This is a genomic window from Streptomyces sp. NPDC058758, assembly GCF_042746075.1.
In the GTDB taxonomy this organism is placed as follows: domain Bacteria; phylum Actinomycetota; class Actinomycetes; order Streptomycetales; family Streptomycetaceae; genus Streptomyces.
The window spans coordinates 178,183-198,455 of the sequence record NZ_JBHYPS010000005.1 but is presented as its reverse complement, the minus strand read 5'-3'; the positions used below and the strand labels follow the sequence as shown (position 1 = coordinate 198,455).

20 protein-coding genes are annotated in these 20,273 nt (G+C 72.7%); 10 read left to right on the top strand and 10 right to left on the bottom strand.

Annotated features, from left to right (window positions below):
- Positions 1 to 47: 47 nt before the first annotated feature.
- The 4 genes from ACFW6A_RS09190 (at position 48) to ACFW6A_RS09175 (ending at position 4,084) form a co-directional block, all read left to right on the top strand.
- Positions 48 to 1,076: an ABC transporter ATP-binding protein gene (locus ACFW6A_RS09190; RefSeq protein WP_351841352.1), complete on the top strand. Its 1,029-nt coding sequence runs from the start codon at positions 48 to 50 to the stop codon at positions 1,074 to 1,076.
- Between the two features lie 2 nt (positions 1,077 to 1,078).
- Positions 1,079 to 1,858 (top strand): ABC transporter permease, encoded by a 780-nt coding sequence (locus ACFW6A_RS09185; RefSeq protein ID WP_351841354.1) that lies wholly within the window; start codon positions 1,079 to 1,081, stop codon positions 1,856 to 1,858.
- A gap of 193 nt (positions 1,859 to 2,051) precedes the next feature.
- The gene (locus ACFW6A_RS09180; protein ID WP_351841356.1) at positions 2,052 to 3,251 is read left to right on the top strand and encodes an ABC transporter ATP-binding protein; all 1,200 of its coding nucleotides are present in this window, start codon (positions 2,052 to 2,054) and stop codon (positions 3,249 to 3,251) included.
- A complete protein-coding gene (locus tag ACFW6A_RS09175; protein ID WP_351841358.1) occupies positions 3,248 to 4,084 on the top strand; it encodes an ABC transporter permease in 837 nt (278 codons plus the stop codon). The genes ACFW6A_RS09180 and ACFW6A_RS09175 overlap by 4 nt, the downstream gene beginning before the upstream one ends.
- Before the next feature lie 48 nt (positions 4,085 to 4,132).
- Here ACFW6A_RS09175 and ACFW6A_RS09170 read toward each other — a convergent pair whose 3' ends face one another.
- The gene (locus tag ACFW6A_RS09170; protein ID WP_351841360.1) at positions 4,133 to 4,459 is read right to left on the bottom strand and encodes an ATP/GTP-binding protein; all 327 of its coding nucleotides are present in this window, start codon (positions 4,457 to 4,459) and stop codon (positions 4,133 to 4,135) included.
- Positions 4,460 to 4,658: 199 nt separating this feature from the next.
- On the opposite strand from ACFW6A_RS09170, the gene ACFW6A_RS09165 reads away from it, so the two are divergent.
- Positions 4,659 to 5,693, top strand: coding sequence for an LLM class flavin-dependent oxidoreductase (locus ACFW6A_RS09165; RefSeq protein WP_386483987.1), 1,035 nt, complete (start codon positions 4,659 to 4,661; stop codon positions 5,691 to 5,693).
- 128 nt (positions 5,694 to 5,821) lie between these two features.
- Here the strand turns inward: ACFW6A_RS09165 and ACFW6A_RS09160 are convergent, their stop codons facing one another.
- The gene (locus tag ACFW6A_RS09160; RefSeq protein ID WP_031006219.1) at positions 5,822 to 6,214 is read right to left on the bottom strand and encodes an SCO5389 family protein; all 393 of its coding nucleotides are present in this window, start codon (positions 6,212 to 6,214) and stop codon (positions 5,822 to 5,824) included.
- Positions 6,215 to 6,441: 227 nt separating this feature from the next.
- Here ACFW6A_RS09160 and nucS point away from each other — a divergent pair, with 227 nt between their 5' ends.
- Complete coding sequence (nucS, locus tag ACFW6A_RS09155; RefSeq protein ID WP_351841364.1) at positions 6,442 to 7,122, top strand: endonuclease NucS; 681 nt, start codon at positions 6,442 to 6,444, stop codon at positions 7,120 to 7,122.
- A gap of 100 nt (positions 7,123 to 7,222) precedes the next feature.
- Here nucS and ACFW6A_RS09150 read toward each other — a convergent pair whose 3' ends face one another.
- The 3 genes from ACFW6A_RS09150 to ACFW6A_RS09140 form a co-directional block, all read right to left on the bottom strand.
- Positions 7,223 to 9,868 carry an ATP-binding protein gene (locus ACFW6A_RS09150; protein ID WP_386639596.1) on the bottom strand — a complete coding sequence of 882 codons (2,646 nt, stop codon included), beginning with the start codon at positions 9,866 to 9,868 and terminating at the stop codon, positions 7,223 to 7,225.
- Positions 9,869 to 10,094: 226 nt separating this feature from the next.
- A complete protein-coding gene (locus ACFW6A_RS09145; RefSeq protein ID WP_188269246.1) occupies positions 10,095 to 10,418 on the bottom strand; it encodes an STAS domain-containing protein in 324 nt (107 codons plus the stop codon).
- Positions 10,419 to 10,545: 127 nt separating this feature from the next.
- On the bottom strand, positions 10,546 to 11,394 hold the full coding sequence (locus ACFW6A_RS09140) for a 3-hydroxyacyl-CoA dehydrogenase family protein (RefSeq protein WP_351841368.1): 849 nt from the start codon (positions 11,392 to 11,394) through the stop codon (positions 10,546 to 10,548).
- A 160-nt stretch (positions 11,395 to 11,554) separates the two neighbouring features.
- Between ACFW6A_RS09140 and ACFW6A_RS09135 the strand changes: the two genes are divergently transcribed.
- The gene (locus tag ACFW6A_RS09135) at positions 11,555 to 12,127 is read left to right on the top strand and encodes a cob(I)yrinic acid a,c-diamide adenosyltransferase (RefSeq protein WP_351841370.1); all 573 of its coding nucleotides are present in this window, start codon (positions 11,555 to 11,557) and stop codon (positions 12,125 to 12,127) included.
- On the opposite strand, the gene ACFW6A_RS09130 is transcribed toward ACFW6A_RS09135, so the two are convergent.
- On the bottom strand, positions 12,124 to 12,747 hold the full coding sequence (locus ACFW6A_RS09130; protein ID WP_386639593.1) for a hypothetical protein: 624 nt from the start codon (positions 12,745 to 12,747) through the stop codon (positions 12,124 to 12,126). The two genes, ACFW6A_RS09135 and ACFW6A_RS09130, sit on opposite strands and share 4 nt — an antisense overlap.
- A gap of 164 nt (positions 12,748 to 12,911) precedes the next feature.
- On the opposite strand from ACFW6A_RS09130, the gene ACFW6A_RS09125 reads away from it, so the two are divergent.
- From ACFW6A_RS09125 to ACFW6A_RS09115, 3 genes are all read left to right on the top strand, one after another.
- Positions 12,912 to 14,135 (top strand): sensor histidine kinase, encoded by a 1,224-nt coding sequence (locus tag ACFW6A_RS09125; protein ID WP_386639590.1) that lies wholly within the window; start codon positions 12,912 to 12,914, stop codon positions 14,133 to 14,135.
- Complete coding sequence (locus tag ACFW6A_RS09120; protein WP_351841376.1) at positions 14,132 to 14,776, top strand: response regulator transcription factor; 645 nt, start codon at positions 14,132 to 14,134, stop codon at positions 14,774 to 14,776. The genes ACFW6A_RS09125 and ACFW6A_RS09120 overlap by 4 nt, the downstream gene beginning before the upstream one ends.
- 211 nt (positions 14,777 to 14,987) lie before the next feature.
- Positions 14,988 to 16,745 carry a glycoside hydrolase family 18 chitinase gene (locus ACFW6A_RS09115; RefSeq protein ID WP_351841494.1) on the top strand — a complete coding sequence of 586 codons (1,758 nt, stop codon included), beginning with the start codon at positions 14,988 to 14,990 and terminating at the stop codon, positions 16,743 to 16,745.
- 70 nt (positions 16,746 to 16,815) lie between these two features.
- Here ACFW6A_RS09115 and ACFW6A_RS09110 read toward each other — a convergent pair whose 3' ends face one another.
- From ACFW6A_RS09110 to ACFW6A_RS09095, 4 genes are all read right to left on the bottom strand, one after another.
- Positions 16,816 to 17,262 (bottom strand): DUF2550 domain-containing protein, encoded by a 447-nt coding sequence (locus ACFW6A_RS09110; protein WP_150233122.1) that lies wholly within the window; start codon positions 17,260 to 17,262, stop codon positions 16,816 to 16,818.
- Between the two features lie 147 nt (positions 17,263 to 17,409).
- The gene (locus ACFW6A_RS09105; protein WP_031006240.1) at positions 17,410 to 17,784 is read right to left on the bottom strand and encodes a F0F1 ATP synthase subunit epsilon; all 375 of its coding nucleotides are present in this window, start codon (positions 17,782 to 17,784) and stop codon (positions 17,410 to 17,412) included.
- A 114-nt stretch (positions 17,785 to 17,898) separates the two neighbouring features.
- A complete protein-coding gene (gene atpD, locus ACFW6A_RS09100) occupies positions 17,899 to 19,341 on the bottom strand; it encodes a F0F1 ATP synthase subunit beta (protein WP_351841379.1) in 1,443 nt (480 codons plus the stop codon).
- On the bottom strand, positions 19,341 to 20,258 hold the full coding sequence (locus ACFW6A_RS09095; protein ID WP_351841381.1) for a F0F1 ATP synthase subunit gamma: 918 nt from the start codon (positions 20,256 to 20,258) through the stop codon (positions 19,341 to 19,343). The genes atpD and ACFW6A_RS09095 overlap by 1 nt, the downstream gene beginning before the upstream one ends.
- Positions 20,259 to 20,273: the final 15 nt, after the last annotated feature.

Here is a 20,273-nt window from a genome sequence, read left to right as displayed (position 1 = left end):
CGTCACTCCGGTGGCGGGGGGTTTCGCGCGCCCTTAGCTTGGTACGCATGATCGAGCTTGACGGGCTGACGAAGCGGTACGGGACGAAGACGGCGGTCGATCATCTCTCCTTCCGGGTCCGGCCGGGCATGATCACCGGCTTCCTGGGGCCCAACGGGGCGGGCAAGTCGACCACGATGCGGATGATGCTCGACCTCGACAACCCGACGAGCGGGACGGTGCGGATCGACGGCCGGCACTACCGCGAGCTGGACGAGCCGCTGAAGTACATCGGGGCGCTGCTGGACGCGAAGGCGATGCACGGGGGCCGGTCGGCGTACAACAACCTGCTGTGCCTGGCGCAGTCCAACCGGATCCCGGAGGCCCGGGTGGGCGAGGTGCTGGACCTGGTGGGTCTGACGGCGGTGGCGCGGAAGAAGTCGAAGGGCTTCTCGCTCGGCATGGGGCAGCGGCTCGGGATCGCGTCGGCGCTGCTCGGCGATCCCGAGATCCTGATGTTCGACGAACCCGTCAATGGTCTGGACCCCGAGGGAATTCACTGGATCCGCAATCTGATGAAGTCGCTGGCGGCGGAAGGGAGAACGATCTTCGTCTCCAGCCATCTCATGAGCGAAATGGCGCTGACGGCGGATCATCTGATCGTCATCGGGCAGGGAAAGCTGCTGGCCGACATGTCGATGGCGGATTTCATCCAGCGGAATTCGCGGAGTTTCGTCCGGCTGCGCTCCCCGCAGCAGGAACGGCTGCGGGACGTGCTCCACGCCGACGGATTCGTGGTGGTCGAGGCCGGGAACGGCACCCTGGAGGTCGACGGGGCGACGACCGAGAGGCTGGGCGAGCTGGCGGCGGCGCACCAGCTGACGCTGCACGAGCTGAGCGCCCAGCGGGCCTCCCTGGAGGAGGCGTTCATGCAGATGACGGCGGGCGCGGTGGAGTACCACGCGCACGGCACCGACGTCCACGGCGGCGGCGTCCCCGAGGGCGGGCCGGCCGCGCCCGGCCCCGGGTGGGGCGCGCAGTCCGGCTGGGGTCCCGCGCGGACCCCGGAGGCCGGCCCGAACAGCGAGGGGGTCTGAGGATGGCGGCGGTACCGGCGGTCCTCCAGTCCGAGTGGACCAAGATCCGGACGGTCTCGTCGACGCTCTGGACCCTGGCGAGCGCGCTGATCGTCACGGTGGCGATGGGCGCGGCGCTCTCCGCGCTGCTGAGGTCCACCTTCGACGACCTGTCCGACGTGGAGCGGGCGACCTTCGACCCGACCTTCGTCAGCTTCTCCGGGATGGTGCTCGGCCAGCTGGCGATGGTGGTCTTCGGCGTGCTGGTGGTGGGGACCGAGTACTCCTCGGGCATGATCCGCACCTCGCTGGCGGCCGTCCCGCAGCGGGCCACGTTCCTCTTCTCCAAGGTCGCGGTGGCCGGGGCGCTCGCCCTGGTCGTCGGCCTGGTGACGAGCTTCCTGTCGTTCTTCCTGGGGCAGGCGCTGCTGGGCGAGCACCGGACGACGATCGGTGCGGACAACGTGCTGCGGGCGGTGGTCGGCGGCGGGATCTACATGGGGCTGATCGCCCTCTTCTCGATGGGCGTGGCGACGATGCTCCGCTCCTCGATGCTGTCGCTGGGCATCCTGGTGCCGTTCTTCTTCCTGATCTCGCAGATCCTGTCGGCGGTGCCGAAGGCGAAGGAGGTCGCGAAGTACTTCCCCGACCAGGCCGGCTCCAAGATCATGCAGGTGGTGCCGGACGCGCTGGGCTCGGAGAAGGCGCCGTACGGGCCGTGGGGCGGGCTCGGGATCATGCTGGTCTGGGTGGCCGCCTCGCTGCTCGGCGGCTATCTGGTGCTGAAGCGGCGGGACGCCTGAGCGGGGCCGGGCGGGCGTCCGGGACGTCTCGGGGGTGCGTCCCGGATTTCTCCCGGAGGTTTCGCTTCGGTCTCGTATCTCCGGCGCGGGAACCGTCAACGGCTGGATAAGCTCCTGACTCGTACGGGGGCCCTCCGGCCGCGCGCCGTCGTGCCCCGCTCGCACACCACCGACCTGTCGATGGGGCTGGAGAATGATCGAGGCAGTCGGCCTGACCAAGCGCTACGGCGCGAAGACGGCCGTGTACAACCTTTCCTTCCAGGTGAGGCCGGGCGTCGTCACCGGCTTCCTGGGCCCCAACGGCTCCGGCAAGTCGACCACCATGCGCATGATCCTGGGCCTGGACGCGCCCACGGCCGGCCGGGTGACGATCGGCGGCCACCCCTTCCGGCAGCTGCCGAACGCGCCCCGGCAGGTCGGCGCCCTCCTGGACGCCAAGGCGGTGCACGGCGGCCGCAGCGCCCGCAACCACCTCCTCTCGCTGGCCCAGCTGGCCGGCATCCCGGCCCGCCGGGTGGACGAGGTGCTGGGCGTGGTGGGCCTCCAGGACGTGGCGAGGCGGCGCTCCAAGGGCTTCTCGCTCGGCATGGGCCAGCGGCTCGGCATCGCGGCGGCCCTGCTGGGCGACCCGCAGGTGCTGCTCTTCGACGAGCCGGTCAACGGCCTCGACCCGGAGGGCATCCTCTGGGTGCGGAACCTGATGAAGAAGCTGGCGGCCGAGGGCCGCACGGTCTTCGTCTCCAGCCACCTCATGAGCGAGATGGCGCTGACGGCGGACCACCTGATCGTGATCGGCCGGGGGCAGCTGCTCGCGGACATGCCGGTGAAGCAGTTCATCTCGGCGAACTCGGCGGACTTCGCCCGGGTCCGCACCCCGGACTCCGACCCCGGGCAGCGGGAGAAGCTGTCGGGCGTGCTCGCCGAGGCGGGCGGCCAGGTCCTCCCGGAGCCGGACGGGGCGCTGCGCGTCACCGGTCTGCCGCTGCCGAGGATCAGCGACCTGGCGCACGGGGCGGACGTACGGCTCTGGGAGCTGTCGCCGCACCAGGCCTCGCTGGAGGAGGCGTACATGCGGCTGACGCAGGGCGCGGTGGACTACCGCTCCAGCGACGACAAGCTGGCCCACCTCCAGGCCCCGCCGCAGCCCGGGCAGCCGGGGTACGGCCTGCCGCCGCAGCCGGTGGCCCCGGCGGACGTGCCGCAGCAGGGCTGGTACGCCCCGCCGCCGCCCGGGCAGAACCCGTACGCCGCCGCCCCACAGCCCCCCGCGGCCGCTCCGCAGCCCCCCGTCGCCGCCCCGCAGCCCCCCGCCGCCGCGCCGGCCGCGCCGCCGCAGGCCGCCCCGCAGCCGAGCCTCCAGAAGCCGAGCGACACCACCGAGGACGCCCGATGACCGCCCCGACGCCCACCCCGACTCCCCCGCCGCCGTACGGCTACGTCTCCCCCATCCCGGTCCGCCGGGCGCACCTCGGCGACGCGCTCGCCTCGGAGTGGACGAAGATCCGCTCGGTGCGCTCCACGATGTGGACGCTGGGGACGATGGTGCTGCTGATGCTGGCCATCGGTCTGGGCGTGGCCGCGATCGCCGCCGGCGAGGGCGGGAACATGGGCGAGGAGTCCGCGCTGCCGCTGGGCTTCTTCGGGATGCTGCCGGCGTCGATCTGCGTGATCACGCTGGGCGTGCTGACGATCTCGTCCGAGTACGGCACGGGCATGATCCGGACCACGCTGACGGCGTGCCCGAGCCGGGCCCGGGTGCTGACGGCGAAGGCGATCGTCTTCTTCCTGCTGGTCTTCACGGTGACCCTGGTGGTCGCCTTCGTGGTGGCGACCGCGCAGGTGGCCATGGTGGACGCGGCGGAGCCCACGGGCGCGGAGTGGGCGCGCGCCACGGTCGGCGCGGCCTGCTTCATGGCGGTGCTCGGCCTGCTGTCGATGGGGGTCGGGGCGCTGGTGCGGCACTCGGCCGGTGCCATCACGGTGATGATCGGCGTGCTGCTGCTGCCGCTGGTGGCGGCGCTGTTCATGTTCGCGCCGGCGCTGAAGGGGGTCCAGGAGGCGCTCTTCACCTACTCGGTGCCCTCGCAGATGATCGCGCTGTACAGCGCCCAGCCGCCGTTCGGCGACAGCGGCCCGGCGGGCTGGGAGGCCCTCTTCACCCTGGTCGGGGTGGCCGCGGTGGCGGTGGGCGGCGCCTACGCGCTGCTGAACAGCCGGGACGTCTGAGCCCCGGGCCGGGCGGGCCGGACCCGACGGGGAACGGCCGGACAGGCCCTAGTACTTCGGCGCGTTGCGGGACCGCTGCACCCCGGGGGTGCGGCGGTCCTTCGCGTTCCAGCAGGCCTTGTGCCAGTGGCGGCGGTCGTCGACGCCGCCGTACTCGGGCCAGGCGACGACGTGCGGGGCGCCGCCGGGGATCTCCTGGTCGCAGCCGGGGCAGCGGTAGCGCTTGCCGGGGGAGCTGGCGCCGGCGACGAGGCGGACGTACCACTCCTCGCCCTGCCAGGACTCGGTGCGCTGCGAGCCGCCGTACCGGTCGTCGCGGTCCTCCTGCGCCGCCGGCTTGGCGGCGCGGCGGGAACGGTGGTGACGCGGGGACACAGCACACCTCACGGGATCGGGGAACACGGACCGTTCCTTCCAGCGTACGGGCCGCGACGGGGTGGCCGGGGCCCCGGTCCGGGCGCCCGGACCGAAAATCGCAAGAACTTCATACGGGGCCGTTGCCTTTGGCACGTGTCAGGCGTTGTTGCCGGTACGAGGGGAAGTGAACGCGCCGGCCGCGAGGAGGCAGAAGGCGATGCGCGTAGGAACGTTCGTTCTGGCGGCCCAGTTTCCGGGCCAGGGGCAGGGTGAGGCGCTGCACCGGGCGGTGCGGACCGCCGAGGTGGCCGAGGAGGCGGGCCTGGACTCGGTCTGGCTGGCCGAGCACCACTTCGTGCCGTACGGCGTGTGCCCGTCGGCGGTGACGCTGGCGGCGCTGCTGCTGGGCCGCACCGAGCGGCTGCGGGTGGGCACGGCGGTGAGCGTGCTGCCGAGCGTCCACCCGGTCGCCCTCGGCGAACAGGCGGCGCTGCTGCACGTGGTGTCGGGCGGCAGGTTCACCCTCGGGGTGGGGCGCGGCGGGCCGTGGGTGGACCTGGAGGTGTTCGGCGCGGGCCTGGAGGCGTACGAGCGCGGCTTCCCGGAGGCCCTCGACCTGCTGCTGCGGTGGCTCACCGAGGCCCGGGTGGGCGCCTCGGGGGAACGGTTCTCCTTCCGCGAGGTGGCGGTGGTGCCCCGGGCCGGCGAGCTGATCGGCGGCGAGGCGTCCCCGGAGGTGGTCGTGGCCTGCACCTCGCGCAAGAGCGTGCGGCTGGCCGCCGAGCGGGGGCTGCCGATGCTGCTCGGCATGCACTGCGGGGACGAGGAGAAGGCGGAGATGGTCACGGCCTGGGCCCGCTGGGCCCGGGAGGCCGGCCGGGATCCGGAGGAGGTCGCGCGGATCGGCTCCGGCCACGTCTCGGCGGGCGTGGTGCAGCTCGCGGACCGCACCCGGGAGGCGGCGGAGACCTTGGTGAAGGCGATGCCGGGGTGGCTGAAGCAGGGTCTGGACGCGCACGTGACGGTGGACGGCCGGCACCGCGCCATGCGGGACCCGGTGGCGTACACCGAGCTGCTGTGCTCGCTGCACCCGGTGGGCACCCCGGAGCTGGCGGCGGACCGGCTGGCGGCGACCGCCGAGCGCACCGGCATCACCCGCTTCGCGCTACTCGCCGAGGGCTCCGGCGACCTGGCCGGTACGGAGGAGAACCTCCGCCGGCTCGGCGCCGAGGTGCTCCCCGGGCTGGGCTGAGAACGGGACCGTGCCGCCACCCCGGCGTCCCCGCGAGCGGTGCGCGTCGACACGCACCGATCGCGGCTCCCGCGACACCGGGCGACGGCCTTCGAGTCCTGGCGGATCCCGGTGGCGACGGCCGGACCTCAGCAGTCGCGCAGTTCCGGCGACTGGTTGAGCAGCTGGCCCCGTATCGAGGTGAAGCGGGCGAGCCGCTCGTCCACCGCGGGGTCCAGCGGGAAGACCGCCACGCGGTGGCAGTTCTGGAAGGCGAGACGCACCCCGAAGTGGCGCTGGAGCGCACCGCGGATCGCGTCGCTCGCCAGCGCGCGCAGCAGCTGACCACGTGCCTGCTCGTTCGGCGGGGGCGTCTGGTTGTCGGCGAACTCTCCGCCTTCGACCTCCAGCTGGGCCACCAGAGAACTGATCATCTCCCACGCGAAGGGCAGGGAGGTCCGGACGCAGTCGACGAAGGCGGCTTCGTCGACCTCGCCTCGCTCGGCCTGTTCCAACAGTGCCGGTGAGACGTCGAGCGACATGGGTTCTCCTCTCGCGGCCCCGCGGACGGGGCCTGTGCGGGCAGGGACGAGGGCCGACGTACGCCACGCAGCGTGCACGGACGACGACCTCCAGCTTCCACGGTAAGCGCGCGGTGCTGCCCGCACCAGGCGATTGGGCACACAACAGGCCGATAACCGACGGGTGTTCGGCTCACACAGGTGCCCGAATCGCGTAGAAGGGCGCTCCTCTTGTAGCGTTGCCGACCATGCGTCTCGTCATTGCCCGTTGCTCCGTGGACTACGCGGGCCGGCTCACGGCCCACCTGCCCTCCGCACCCCGTCTGATCCTGATCAAGGCAGACGGCAGCGTCTCGATCCACGCGGACGACCGGGCGTACAAACCGCTCAACTGGATGTCCCCGCCGTGCACGCTCAAGGAAGGCCCCGAGAGCAACGACGGTGAGGCCGGCGTCTGGACCGTGATCAACAAAGCGGGCGAGAAACTGATCATCACGATGGAGGAGATCCTCCACGACTCGTCCCACGAACTGGGCGTGGACCCCGGTCTCATCAAGGACGGCGTCGAGGCCCACCTCCAGGAGCTGCTGGCCGACCGCATCGAGACGCTGGGCGAGGGCTGGACGCTGGTCCGCCGCGAGTACCCCACGGCCATCGGTCCGGTCGACATCCTCTGCCGGGACGCGGACGGCGCCACGGTCGCGATCGAGATCAAGCGGCGCGGCGAGATCGACGGCGTCGAGCAGTTGACCCGCTACCTGGAGCTGCTCAACCGCGACCCGCACCTCGCCCCGGTGAAGGGCGTCTTCGCGGCCCAGGAGATCAAGCCGCAGGCGCGGGTCCTGGCCACGGACCGCGGGATCGACTGCGTGGTGCTCGACTACGACGCGCTGCGCGGCATCGAGGACGACAAGCTGCGGCTGTTCTGAGCAGGACGGACCGAGGACACGGAGAAGGGGACGGCCCCGGGCGCACCGAGCGCCCGGGGCCGTCCCCTTCTCGGCTTCTCCGCCTCTCCGCGTGCTCGGCTCACGGGGTGTCGGAGGCGGTGGGGGCGCCTTCGAGGGTGGAGGAGGCGGTGGAGTCGGGGGCGCTGCTGCTGGGCGTCTCCGACGGGGTCGGCGGGGTCGTCGACGGCGTGGTCGGCGGGGTCGTCGTCGGGATCGTCGGAGGCGTCGACGGCGGCTTGATCGTGCCCGTCGGGCTCACCGGCGGCCGGCTGGTGGTCCGGGTCGGCGTGGGACCGGTGCTCGTCGGGTCCCCCGGTGTCGTCGGCCCGTCCGTCGCGCCCGGCGCGCTGGTCGACGGGTCGGCCGGGTCGGAGGCCGTCGTCGACGGGGAGCCGGTCGCCGTCGGGTCCGTGCCGGTGGCCGTCGGGGTGGCGCCGGAGGCGGTGGGGCCGGGCGAGCCGGAGGCGGTCGGCGTGCCGGGCGCGGCCGGGTCGCCGGACCCGTCGCCCTCGGCGGGGGCGCCGTCGTCGGTGCCGGGGTCGTCCGCGCCGCCCTGGTCCGCCGTGCTGTCGGTGGAGACGGTGCCGGAGGTGGGCGCGTCGTCGCTGTCCGAGGTGGCGCCGAGGGTGACCACGGTGCCGAGGACGGCGACGAGGAGCGCGCCGGCGCCGACGGCCGCGAGGTTGCGGCGGGTGCCGGCCAGGATGCCGGCGGCGAGGCCCTTGCGCGGCGGCTCCGCCGGGGCGGTGTCGGGCCGGGTGACGGCCGCGGGGCCCTCGTCGGCGAAGCCCTTGAAGTCCGGGAAGTCCGGGAAGCCGGGCGGCACGAGGGGGGCCGGGGCGGGCACCGGCGGCAGGAGTTCGGTCGGCGGCTCGGCGGGGGCCGGGGCGGCGGGGCGTACGGCGGGCAGGCCGCGCGGCGGGGAGTCGGCGCGGGCCGCGGCCGGCGCGGGCTCCCGCTCGCGGCCGAGGTCGGCGACGAGGGCGAGGGCCCGGCGGCCGGCGACGGTGCCGCGCTTGTCGGCGAGGACGCCGCGCAGGCCGATCGAGGCCTCCAGTTCGGCGCGGGCGCGGCCGAGGTTGCCGGCGCAGATCGCGAGGACGCCGAGCTCGTGGTGGAAGTACGCCTCCTCGGCGACGTCGCCGGCGAGCCGGGCGGCCTCCTGGCCGGAGCGCAGGGCGCGCTCCCAGGCGCTCCAGTGGAGGCCGGCGGCGAAGGCGGGGGCGGCGGCGCGGGCGAGGGCGACGGCGGTGGTGCGGCGCTCGGTCTCGGCCTCGGCGTCGCCCGCGGTGTCCCCGAGGAGGGCGGCGAGCGCGGCGAGCAGGGCGTCGGACTCGGCGGCGGCCCGCTCGGGGCCCACCGAGGGGTGTCCGGCCCACCAGGCGTAGTGCTGGGCGGCGGTCCGGACGCGGTCGGCGGCGTCGTGGCCGTAGCCGTGGGCGAGGAGCTGGGTGAGGACCCCGCCGGCGAGCCGGTGCCGGGTGCCGGCGGGGGTGAGGAGGCCGCAGGCGCGCAGTTCGCCGAGGGCGGCGTCGGCGTGGGTGTCGCCGACGAGCGCCGGGAGGTGGGCGTGGTGCGGGACCTCGCCGCCGAGGGCGACGGCGAAGCGGAGCGTGGTCTGGGCGGAGCGGCTGAGCCGGGAGGCGAGCAGCGCGGCGGGGGCGGCGCCCTCGCCGAGGCTGGGCAGCGGCACCTCGTGGAGCTCGATGTCGGGGTCCTCGTACGGGTCGAGGGCGGGGGCCGCGCCGGGGCCCGCCCCCGGGGTCGTACCGGACGGGCCGAAGGCCTCCTCCAGGGCGCCGAAGGCGTCGAACTCGGCGGGGGTGACGCGCAGCCGGTCGCGCTGCCGCAGCAGGGCGCCGGCCTGGACGAAGCGGAGCGGCAGGCCCTCGGACTCGAACCAGAGGTCGCCGGCCCAGTTGGCCTCCTCGTCGGTGAGGCGGCGGCCGACGGCGGCCTCCAGGAGGGCGAGGGAGGCGGCGCGGCCGAGGCCGGGGAGGTCGACCTCCTCGATCCGGGCGTCGGCGGAGGGGGCGGGGACGCCGGGGGCGGCGGCGAGGAGGAAGGCGCACTCGGGGGCTGCGGCGAGGAGTTCGTCGAGGGCGGCGCCGCCGAACTCCAGGTCGTCGACGACCACGACGGCGCCGATCCCGGCGAGGGCGCCACGCAGGCCGTCGCGGTCGGGCCGGTGGTGGGGGGCGTGCAGGACGGCGGCGCGGAGTTCGTGGAGGAGTTCGCCGGTGGTGCGGTGGCGGCCGGAGAGGCGGACCACGCCGTCGGGGGCGAGGGAGGCGCAGTCGGCGGCGACGGCGTCGAGGAGCGCGGTGCGGCCGGAGCCGTCGGGTCCGGTGAGGCGGGCGGAGCGGCCGCGGGTCAGGGTCTCGGTGAGCCGGGCGCGCTGCTCGTCGCGCTCCAGGAGGGGCAGTTCGGGGGTGGCGGGGCCGGGCGGCGCGGGCACGGCGGCGGCGCGGGCGGCCTCGGCGCGCTCCTCCGGGGTGCGGCGGCGGGCGGCCGGGGGCTCCTCGCCGGGCGGGCAGGGCTCGATCTCGCTGCCGTCGACGGGGTTGACGGTGAGGAGCAGCCCGCCGGAGACGATCCGGGTGACGCGGGCGCGGGCGGGGGCCGCGGCGGCGCGCTCGGGCAGGGCCGCGGGGTGTGCGGGGCGGGCGTCCTCGGCCGCGGCGTCGTGACCGGACTCGTCCGGCCCCCGGTGTATCGGGTCCATGGTCAAAGCCCCCAAGAGCGGTGGTGCGGAGCCCGCCGGGTGGGTCCGTCGTCGGGTGCGGGCGACCGAACCCTAGACGGTCGCGGGGGCTCCGGGAACAGGCGGGGTGCCGTGGAGACCAAGACGTCACGGTCTTGTGAGGATTGAGCGTGACGCCTGGTTCGCACAGGGGCTTCACAGACGGCGGGGCGTCGTTCACCCCCGGGTCCGCGCGGGCGCCGCCCGTTCAGACCCGGGGCAGGGACTCCAGCGCGAGGCCGCCCTCGATGGCGAGGATCCGGTGCAGGCGGGTGGCGACGAGGAGCCGCTGCATCTGCGGCGGCACCCCGCGCAGGACGAGCCGGCGGCCGCAGCGGCCGGCCCGTCGGTGCGCGCCCATGATCACGCCGAGGCCGGTGGCGTCCCAGGAGTCGAGTCCGGTCAGGTCGAGCACCAGGTCGCCGACGCCGTCGTCGACGGCCGAGTGCAGGACCGTACGGGCGTCCGCCGCGCTCCGGACGTCGAGGCGGCCCCCGACGACCAGCTCGGCATGGTCGCCCCTGATGTGCATAGTCGCTCCCCGGGAAATGCTCCGTCTTCGCAACAACTGACTGCTGCCTCGGCAGATACGTTGCGCCTTGTCGTCGAACCGATACCTGAATTCACTCCATGGAGTGAGGTGGTGTGGTCGGCAGGGATCAGTACGTGTAAAAGCCCTGCCCGCTCTTGCGGCCGATGTCACCCGCGTCCACCATCCGGCGCATCAGCTCCGGCGGGGCGAACTTCTCGTCCTGGGTCTCGGCGTAGATGTTGCCGGTGGCGTTGACGAGGATGTCGACGCCGGTGAGGTCGGTGGTGGCGAGCGGGCCCATGGCGTGGCCGAAGCCCAGCTTGCAGGCGAGGTCGATGTCCTCGGCGGTGGCGACGCCCGACTCGTACAGCTTGGCGGCCTCGACGACGAGGGCGGAGATGAGGCGGGTGGTGACGAAGCCGGCGACGTCGCGGTTGACGACGATGCAGGTCTTGCCGACGGACTCGGCGAAGGAGCGGGCGGTGGCGAGGGTCTCGTCGCTCGTCTTGTGGCCGCGGACCAGCTCGACGAGCTGCATCATCGGGACGGGCGAGAAGAAGTGGACGCCGACGACGGCCTCGGGGCGCTCCGTCACCGCGGCGATCTTGGTGATCGGGATGGCGGAGGTGTTGGAGGCGAGGACCGCGCCGTCCTTGACGATCTTGTCGAGGGAGCGGAAGATCTCGTGCTTGACCTCGATCTTCTCAAAGACGGCCTCGACGACGACGTCGGCGTCGGCGACGGCTTCGAGGTCGGTGGTGGCGGTGATCCGGCCGAGGGCGGCCTCCGCGTCCGCGGCGTCCAGCCGACCCTTCGCGACGAACTTGTCGTACGACGCCTTGATGCCGTCGGTGCCGCGGGTCAGGGCGGCGTCGGTGACGTCCCGCAGGACGACGTCCCAGCCGGCCTGGGCCGAGACCTGAGCGATGCCGGCTCCCATGAGTCCGGCGCCGATGACGGCGAGCTTACCGGCCACGAATTCCACCCCTTAACACCTGTTCACTTCTGGCTCTCCGGCGGAGATTAGCGGGCCGGGGGCGCCGTGTGACCGCGAAGTAATGCGCGTCACGCTCTCTTTGACGGACGTCACACTCACGACAGGTGCGGCGGGCGGGGGTGTCACTAGGGTGGGGTCCATGGTCAATCTGACGCGCATCTACACCCGCACCGGCGATCGGGGCACGACGGCCCTGGGCGACATGAGCCGCACCGCCAAGACCGACCTCCGGATCGCGGCCTACGCGGACGCCAACGAGGCCAACGCCGTGATCGGCACCGCGCTCGCCCTGGGGCGGCTGGAGGAGGAGGTCGCCGCCGTCCTCACCCGCGTCCAGAACGACCTCTTCGACGTGGGCGCCGACCTCGCCACCCCGGTGGTGGAGGACCCGGAGTACCCGCCGCTGCGGGTCGAGCAGTACTACGTGGACAAGCTGGAGGCGGACTGCGACCGCTTCCTGGAGCGGCTGGAGAAGCTGCGCTCCTTCATCCTGCCCGGCGGCACGCCCGGCGCGGCGCTGCTGCACCAGGCGTGCACGGTGGTCCGCCGCGCCGAGCGCTCGACCTGGGCGGCCCTGGAGGTCCACGGCGAGACGATGAACCCCCTGACGGCCACGTACCTCAACCGCCTGTCGGACCTGCTCTTCATCCTCGCGCGGGTCGCCAACAAGGAGGTCGGGGACGTCCTCTGGGTGCCGGGCGGGGAGCGCTAGGACGGACGGCCGGCGGACCCCTCCCGGTCCCGGGCGGCGGACCCCTCCCGGTCCCGGGCGGAAAGCGCCGGGGTCTTCTCCGGGCCGTCGTGCGGGTCCTTCTTCGGCCAGACCGTGTAGCTGAGGGCGATCAGGCCGTGGATGCCGACGGCGCGCCAGACGCCGACGATCGAGGCCTCCAGCTTCGCGGTGTCGCCGGCGTCGCCGACGTACCGGATGGCGGCGAGGAGGAGCACGGAGGCGACGGAGCCGGCGATCAGCGTGCCGAACCAGACCGCGCCCTCGTGGCGGGCCCGGGCCATGCCGTAGCGGGGCGGACGGGGGCGGGGCGCGCCGTCGAAGCGGTGGGCGGCGTGGGCGTCGAGCCACTTCACGGTGCGGTGCCCGTGTCCGACGGTGTAGCCGATGTAGATCGCGGCGAGCCCGTGCCGCCAGCTGGGCTCGGCGCCGTTCTTGAGGTCGACGGCGGAGACGACCAGGAGCAGGACCTCCAGGAGCGGCTCGCACAGCAGCAGCGCCGCGCCCAGCCGCGGCATGCGCAGCAGGTAGCGGGCACCGAGTCCGGCCGCCAGCAGGACCCAGAACCCCACCTCGCAGACCACGATCATCGTGACGATCACGGGCTTCCCCTTTCCTTCCCCCGTCGGGTCCTTCCCAGCGTCCCGTGCGGAAGGGCCCGCTCCGTCGTCGCGGGTGAGGAAACCCGCCTACATCCTTCGACGGAGGGGCGGGCGGGCGCGGATCGGCCCGGACGTCGACGTCCGCGGGCCGAAGGGCGTGTTGGATGGGGTGCGTGACCCTCCCCCGCCCGCACCGCCACGATCTGCTGATCGCCCTCGCCGGCTTCGCCGTCGGCGTGCTGCTCTGGTCGTACGGGCTGTACACCACGGGCGACCGGGTCTTCGACCAGCGGTGGGCGGCGCTGGTGCCGCTGGCGGCGATGGCCGGGGCGGAGGCGCTGCGCCGGGCGGCGCCCCGGACCGCGTTGGCCGTGGGCACGGCCGCCCTCGTGGGCGACCAGCTCACCGACGGGAACCTGGCCACCGTGCTGATGTTCACGGACGTCGTCTACGCGGCGGTCGTCTACGGCACCCCGGCCCAGGCCCGCCGGATCCCGTACACCACCGCGCTGGTCACCGTCGCCACCACGGTGGCCTTCCTGGTCTGGTGGCAGAACGCGATCGCGCTGCTCGTCGGGGTGATCACCGGCATGGTCTCCTTCCTGCCCGCGGTCACCGGCTCGGTGGTGCGCAACCACCGGGAGGCGGCGGAGGCGGCCCGGCTGCGCGCCGCGCAGACCGCGCTGCTCGCCGAGATGGACCGGGCGCAGGCGGTGGTGGCGGAGCGGGCGCGGATGGCGCGGGAGCTGCACGACATGGTGGCCAACCACCTGTCGGCGATCGCGATCCACTCGACGGCGGCGCTCTCCCTCGACGACCCCGGCACCACCCGGCAGGCGCTCACCGTGATCCGGGAGAACAGCGTGGCGGGGCTCGCGGAGATGCGGCGGCTGATCGGGCTGCTGCGGGACAGCGGCGCGGAGACCGAGCCGGCCGCGACGGCGAGCCTGGCGGGGCTGGACGCCCTGGTGGCGCAGGCGCGGACGAACGGGGCGGCGAGCGGGCTGCGCTTCGCCCTGGACGACGCCCGGCGGGACGGCCCGGGGCTGCCGGCGCCGGTGGAGCTGGCCGCGTACCGGATCGTGCAGGAGGCGCTGACGAACGCGCTGAAGCACGCGGCGCCCGGCGAGGTGCGGGTGGCGCTGGCGCGCGCGGACGGGGTGCTGCGGGTGACGGTGACGAGTCCGTACGGGGAGCGGCCGGGGCCGCGCGCCCCGGGCTCGGGCGCCGGGCTGGTGGGGATGCGCGAGCGGGTGGCGCTGCTCGGCGGGTCGCTGGAGGCCGGTCCGGCGGCGGGGGACGGGGACGGGGACGGGAACGGGGCCGGGAGGGTGTGGCGGGTGCGGGCGGAGCTGCCCGTGGACGTGAGCGAGGAGGAGCGGGCATGACGGTGCGGGTGGTGGTGGCCGAGGACCAGGGCGCGGTGCGGGCCGGTCTGGTGCTGATCCTGGGGAGCGCGCCGGACGTCGAGGTGGTCGGGGAGGCCGGGGACGGGGAGCGGGCGGTGGAGCTGGCCCGGGAGCTGCGGCCGGACGTGGTGCTGATGGACGTGCAGATGCCCCGGATGGACGGGGTGACGGCGACCCGGCTGGTGGTGGCCGAGGGGCTCGCGGACGTGCTGGTGCTGACCACCTTCGATCTCGACGAGTACGTCTTCGGGGCGCTGCGCGCGGGGGCGGCGGGCTTCCTGCTGAAGAACGCGGACGCGCGGGAGCTGATCGAGGCGGTGCGGACGGTGGCGCGGGGCGAGGGGCTGATCGCCCCGGCGGTGACCCGGCGGCTGATCGCGGAGTTCGCGGCGGGGGCGCGGCCCGGGCCGCGGGCGGACCCCTCGGTGCTGGGGCCGCTGACGCCCCGGGAGCGGGAGGTGCTGTCGGCGCTGGGGGCGGGTCTGTCGAACGCGGAGATCGCGGTGCGTCTGGAGATGGCGGAGGCGACGGTGAAGACGCACGTCAGCAAGGTGCTGGGGAAGCTCGGGCTGCGGAGCCGGGTCCAAGCGGCGGTGCTGGCCCAGGAGTTGGGCCTCTGAGGAAACGGAACCGACGTTGGTCTGGACCTCTTGACGATTGGTCCAGACCTTCCTACGCTCGCGGGGCGCGCGCAACTCTTCCGGACCACCCCCACCCCGAACGTCCGCAACTTGAGGAGCACCGTTGAGCACTCAAGCACCGACGCGCCGAAGAGGCTTCAAGGCGAAGGCCGCCGCCGGCCTCACCGCCCTGGCCCTCCCGCTCGCCGCCATGGTCGGCCTCGCCTCCCCCGCGGAAGCCGCCACCTCGGTCACCGCGACCTACACCAAGACCCAGGACTGGGGCACCGGCTTCGGCGCCAACTGGACCATCAAGAACACCGGCACCACCTCCATCTCCTCCTGGAACCTGGAGTGGGACTACCCCTCCGGCACCAGGGTCACCTCCGCGTGGGACGCCACCGTCACCAACAGCGGCGACCACTGGACGGCCAAGAACGTCGGCTGGAACGGCACCCTGGCCCCCGGCGCCTCGGTCTCCTTCGGCTACAACGGCTCCGGCTCCGGCGCCCCCAGCGGCTGTAAGATCAACGGCGCCTCCTGCGACGGCACCCAGCAGCCCGGCGACAACCCGCCCTCGGCCCCCGGCACCCCGGTCGCCTCCGACGTCACCAACACCTCGGTGAAGCTCAGCTGGGGCGCCGCCACCGACGACAAGGGCGTCAAGAACTACGACGTCCTGCGCAACGGCACGAAGGTCACCACCACCACGGCCCTGACCTACACCGACCAGGGCCTCACCGCCGGGACCGACTACACCTACAGCGTCGTGGCCCGCGACACCATCGACCAGACCGGCCCCGCCGCCGGCCCGACCCCGGTGCGCACCACCGGCGGCGACACCCCGCCGCCGCCGAAGGCCGTCAAGATGGGCTACTTCACCAACTGGGGCGTCTACGGCCGCAACTACCACGTGAAGAACATCGTGACCTCGGGCTCCGCGTCCAAGATCACCCACATCAACTACGCCTTCGGCAACGTGCAGGGCGGCAAGTGCACCATCGGCGACGCCTACGCCGACTACGACAAGGCCTACACCGCCGACCAGTCCGTCGACGGCGTCGCCGACACCTGGGACCAGCCGCTGCGCGGCAACTTCAACCAGCTGCGCAAGCTGAAGAAGGCCTACCCGAACATCAAGATCCTCTGGTCCTTCGGCGGCTGGACCTGGTCCGGCGGCTTCGGCCAGGCCGTCCAGAACCCGACCGCCTTCGCCCAGTCCTGCTACGACCTGGTCGAGGACCCGCGCTGGGCCGACGTCTTCGACGGCATCGACCTCGACTGGGAGTACCCGAACGCCTGCGGCCTCACCTGCGACACCAGCGGCGCCGCGTCCTTCAAGAACATGATGCAGGCCATGCGCGCCAAGTTCGGCGCGAACAACCTGGTCACCGCGGCCGTCACGGCCGACGCCTCCGCCGGCGGCAAGATCGACGCCGCCGACTACGCGGGCGCCGCGCCGTACTACGACTGGCTCAACGTGATGACGTACGACTTCTTCGGCGCCTGGGAGGCCAAGGGCCCGACCGCCCCGCACTCCCCGCTGACCTCGTACGCCGGCATCCCGCAGGCGGGCTTCAACTCCGCCGAGGCGATCGCCAAGTTCAAGGCCAAGGGCGTCCCGGCCAACAAGCTGCTGCTCGGCATCGGCTTCTACGGCCGCGGCTGGACCGGCGTCACCCAGTCCGCCCCCGGCGGCACGGCGACCGGACCGGCGCAGGGCACCTACGAGCAGGGCATCGAGGACTACAAGGTCCTCAAGGCCTCCTGCCCGTCCAACGGCACCGTCGCCGGCACCGCCTACGCCCACTGCGGCACCAACTGGTGGAGCTACGACACCCCCGCCACCGTCAACTCCAAGATGGGCTGGGCCAAGAACCAGGGCCTCGGCGGAGCCTTCTTCTGGGAGTTCAGCGGTGACACCACCAACGGCGAGCTGGTCTCCGCGATCAACGGCGGCCTGAGCTAACGCCACCGGCACGACGAAGCGGGGGACGGTGCAGCACACCGTCCCCCGCTTCCGTGTTCCGTACGACCGCCTAGGCGACGTTCACCCTCTGGCCCGGAGGCGCCGCCTCCAGCCAGGCCATGAAACCGGTCCGGGCGTCCTCGCTCATCGCGAGCTCCAGCCGGACCCCGTTGTACATGCAGGGCTGGATCACCGAGTCCGAGAGCAGCGCCAGCTCCTCCTCGCCCTCCGGCATCCGGCGCTCCAGGGCCACGATGGCCGAGCGCTCCAGGAAGCGGCGCGGCCGGGGCGCGTACGAGAAGACCCGGAACCAGGCGATCTCGTCACCGCTGTACCGGGCGACGCCGTACACCCAGCCCTTGCCGCTGAGGTCCGGCTCCTCCGGGACGTCCCAGCGCAGCGAACAGTCGAAGGTGCCGCCGGCCCGCTGGATCAGCCTGCGGCGCAAGCCGAAGACGAAGAGCCCGATCACCACCAGTGCGACGACCAGGCCGCACACGAGCAGCGCGAGGAACATCTTCACCGACCTCCTCGCTGCGTCCCGTGACCGGCGCCGCCGGCCTCACCGAATACAACCTGCATCTGCATCGCCTCAGCCGCGGCACGGTCTGGAACATTCCAGCCGTGCCGCGGCTGAGGGCACTACTCTTCGGTCGCGGGTCCGCTAGCGGACCGCTACCGCGCGCAGCCGGACCTCGGCGCGCCGCTCGGCGGCGGCGTCCTCGTCCGACTTGGCGCGCTCCAGCGCGCGCTCGGCACGCTGGGCGTCGATCTCGTCCGCCAGCTCGGCGATCTCCGCAAGGAGCGACAGCTTGTCGTCGGCGAAGGAGATGAAACCGCCGTGGACGGCGGCCACGACGGTGGCGCCCTCGCTCGTGCGGATGGTCACCGGGCCCGACTCCAGCACACCGAGCAGCGGCTGGTGACCGGGCATGACGCCGATGTCGCCGGAGGTGGTACGCGCGATGACCAGGGTGGCCTCGCCGGACCAGACACTCCGGTCCGCGGCGACCAGCTCGACGTGCAGCTCAGCAGCCAAGGGTGGGCTCCTCGGTTCACCACCCGGCGGGGCTGCCGGGTGTTGGGATCAATTCTAAGGGGCGTGGAGAGGGGGGCGGGAACGGCTCCCGCCCCCCTCGGGCGAGCACGGGGCTCAGGAGACGCCGAGCTCCTTGGCGTTGTTCTTGAGGTCCTCAAGACCACCGCACATGAAGAACGCCTGCTCCGGGAAGTGGTCGAACTCGCCGTCGCAGATCGCGTTGAACGCGGCGATCGACTCGTCCAGCGGAACGTCCGAACCGTCCACACCGGTGAACTGCTTGGCGGCGTGGGTGTTCTGCGACAGGAAGCGCTCGACACGACGCGCACGGTGCACGACGAGCTTGTCCTCCTCGCTGAGCTCGTCGATACCGAGGATCGCGATGATGTCCTGGAGGTCCTTGTACTTCTGCAGGATGCCCTTGACGCGCATGGCGGCGTCGTAGTGGTCCTGCGCGATGTAGCGCGGGTCCAGGATCCGGGACGTGGAGTCCAGCGGGTCCACGGCCGGGTAGATGCCCTTCTCGGAGATCGGACGGGAGAGAACCGTCGTCGCGTCGAGGTGGGCGAAGGTGGTCGCCGGCGCCGGGTCGGTGAGGTCGTCGGCGGGGACGTAGATCGCCTGCATCGAGGTGATCGAGTGACCACGGGTCGAGGTGATGCGCTCCTGGAGGAGACCCATCTCGTCGGCCAGGTTCGGCTGGTAACCCACCGCGGAGGGCATGCGGCCGAGCAGGGTCGACACCTCGGAACCGGCCTGGGTGAAGCGGAAGATGTTGTCGATGAAGAACAGCACGTCCTGCTTCTGCACATCGCGGAAGTACTCCGCCATGGTCAGACCGGCGAGGGCGACGCGCAGACGGGTGCCCGGGGGCTCGTCCATCTGGCCGAAGACCAGGGCGGTCTTGTCCAGAACGCCGGACTCCTCCATCTCCTGGATGAGGTCGTTGCCCTCACGGGTGCGCTCGCCGACACCGGCGAACACGGAAACACCGTCGTGCAGCTTCGCCACACGCATGATCATTTCCTGGATCAGAACGGTCTTGCCGACACCGGCACCACCGAACAGACCGATCTTTCCACCCTTGACGTACGGGGTGAGGAGGTCGACGACCTTGAGGCCGGTCTCGAACATCTCGGTCTTCGACTCGAGCTGGTCGAACGCCGGGGCCTTGCGGTGGATGGACCAGCGCTCGCCGACCTCCGACTCCGCCTCGGGCTCGTTCAGGATCTGACCCAGCGTGTTGAACACGCGGCCCTTGGTGACGTCGCCGACGGGCACGGTGATGCCGTCGCCGGTGTCCACCACGGGGGCCTGGCGGACCAGGCCGTCGGTGGGCTGCATGGAGATGGCGCGGACGACACCGTCGCCGAGGTGCTGCGCGACCTCGAGCGTCAGGGTCTTCTTGGCGCCGTCCTCGGCCGGGTCGGCGACCTCGACGTGGAGGGCGTTGTAGATCTCCGGCATCGCGTCGACGGGGAACTCCACGTCGACGACCGGGCCGATGACCCGGGCGACGCGGCCCGTGGCGGCGGCCGTCTCAACAGTGGTCGTCATTACTTGTCACTCCCCGCGGTCGCGTCGGCCAGGGCTGCGGTGCCACCGACGATCTCGCTGATTTCCTGGGTGATTTCGGCCTGGCGGGCCGCGTTGGCAAGTCGGGAGAGGTTGTTGATCAGCTCTCCCGCGTTGTCGGTCGCCGACTTCATCGCGCGCCGCGTCGCGGCGTGCTTCGACGCCGACGACTGGAGCAGCGCGTTGTAGATCCGGCTCTCGACGTAGCGCGGCAGAAGGGCGTCCAGGACGTCCTCCGCCGACGGCTCGAAGTCGTACAGCGGGCGGAGCGTGTCCGACTCGCCGGCCTCCTTCGCGACCTCGTCGAGGCTGAGGGGCAGCAGCCGGGCCTCGACCGCCGTCTGCGTCATCATCGAGACGAACTCGGTGTAGACGATGTGGAGCTCGTCCACACCACCCTCGGCCGTGTCCTTCTCGATCGCCTCGATCAGCGGCGCGCCGATCTTCTTGGCGTCCGCGTACGTCGGCTCGTCCGTGAAGCCGGCCCACGAGCCGGCCAGCTTGCGCTCACGGAAGTTGAAGTGCGCGATGCCGCGGCGGCCGACGGCGTAGACGTCGACCTCCTTGCCCTCGCCCTCCAGGCGCTTGATGAGCTGCTCCGCCGCCTTGATGGCGTTGGAGTTGAAGGCGCCGGCCAGACCGCGGTCGCTCGCGAGGAGCAGCACCGCGGCACGGGTCGGGTTCTCGGCCTCGGTGGTCAGCGGGTGCTTGTCGTTCGCACCCGTGGCCACCGCGGTCACCGCGCGGGTGAGCTCGGTGGCGTACGGGGTCGAGGACTGCACCTTGCGCTGAGCCTTGACCACGCGCGAGGCGGCGATCATCTCCATCGCCTTGGTGATCTTCTTCGTCGCGGTGACGGATTTGATGCGACGCTTGTAGACCCGGAGCTGCGCTCCCATGAGTCAGGTCCCTTC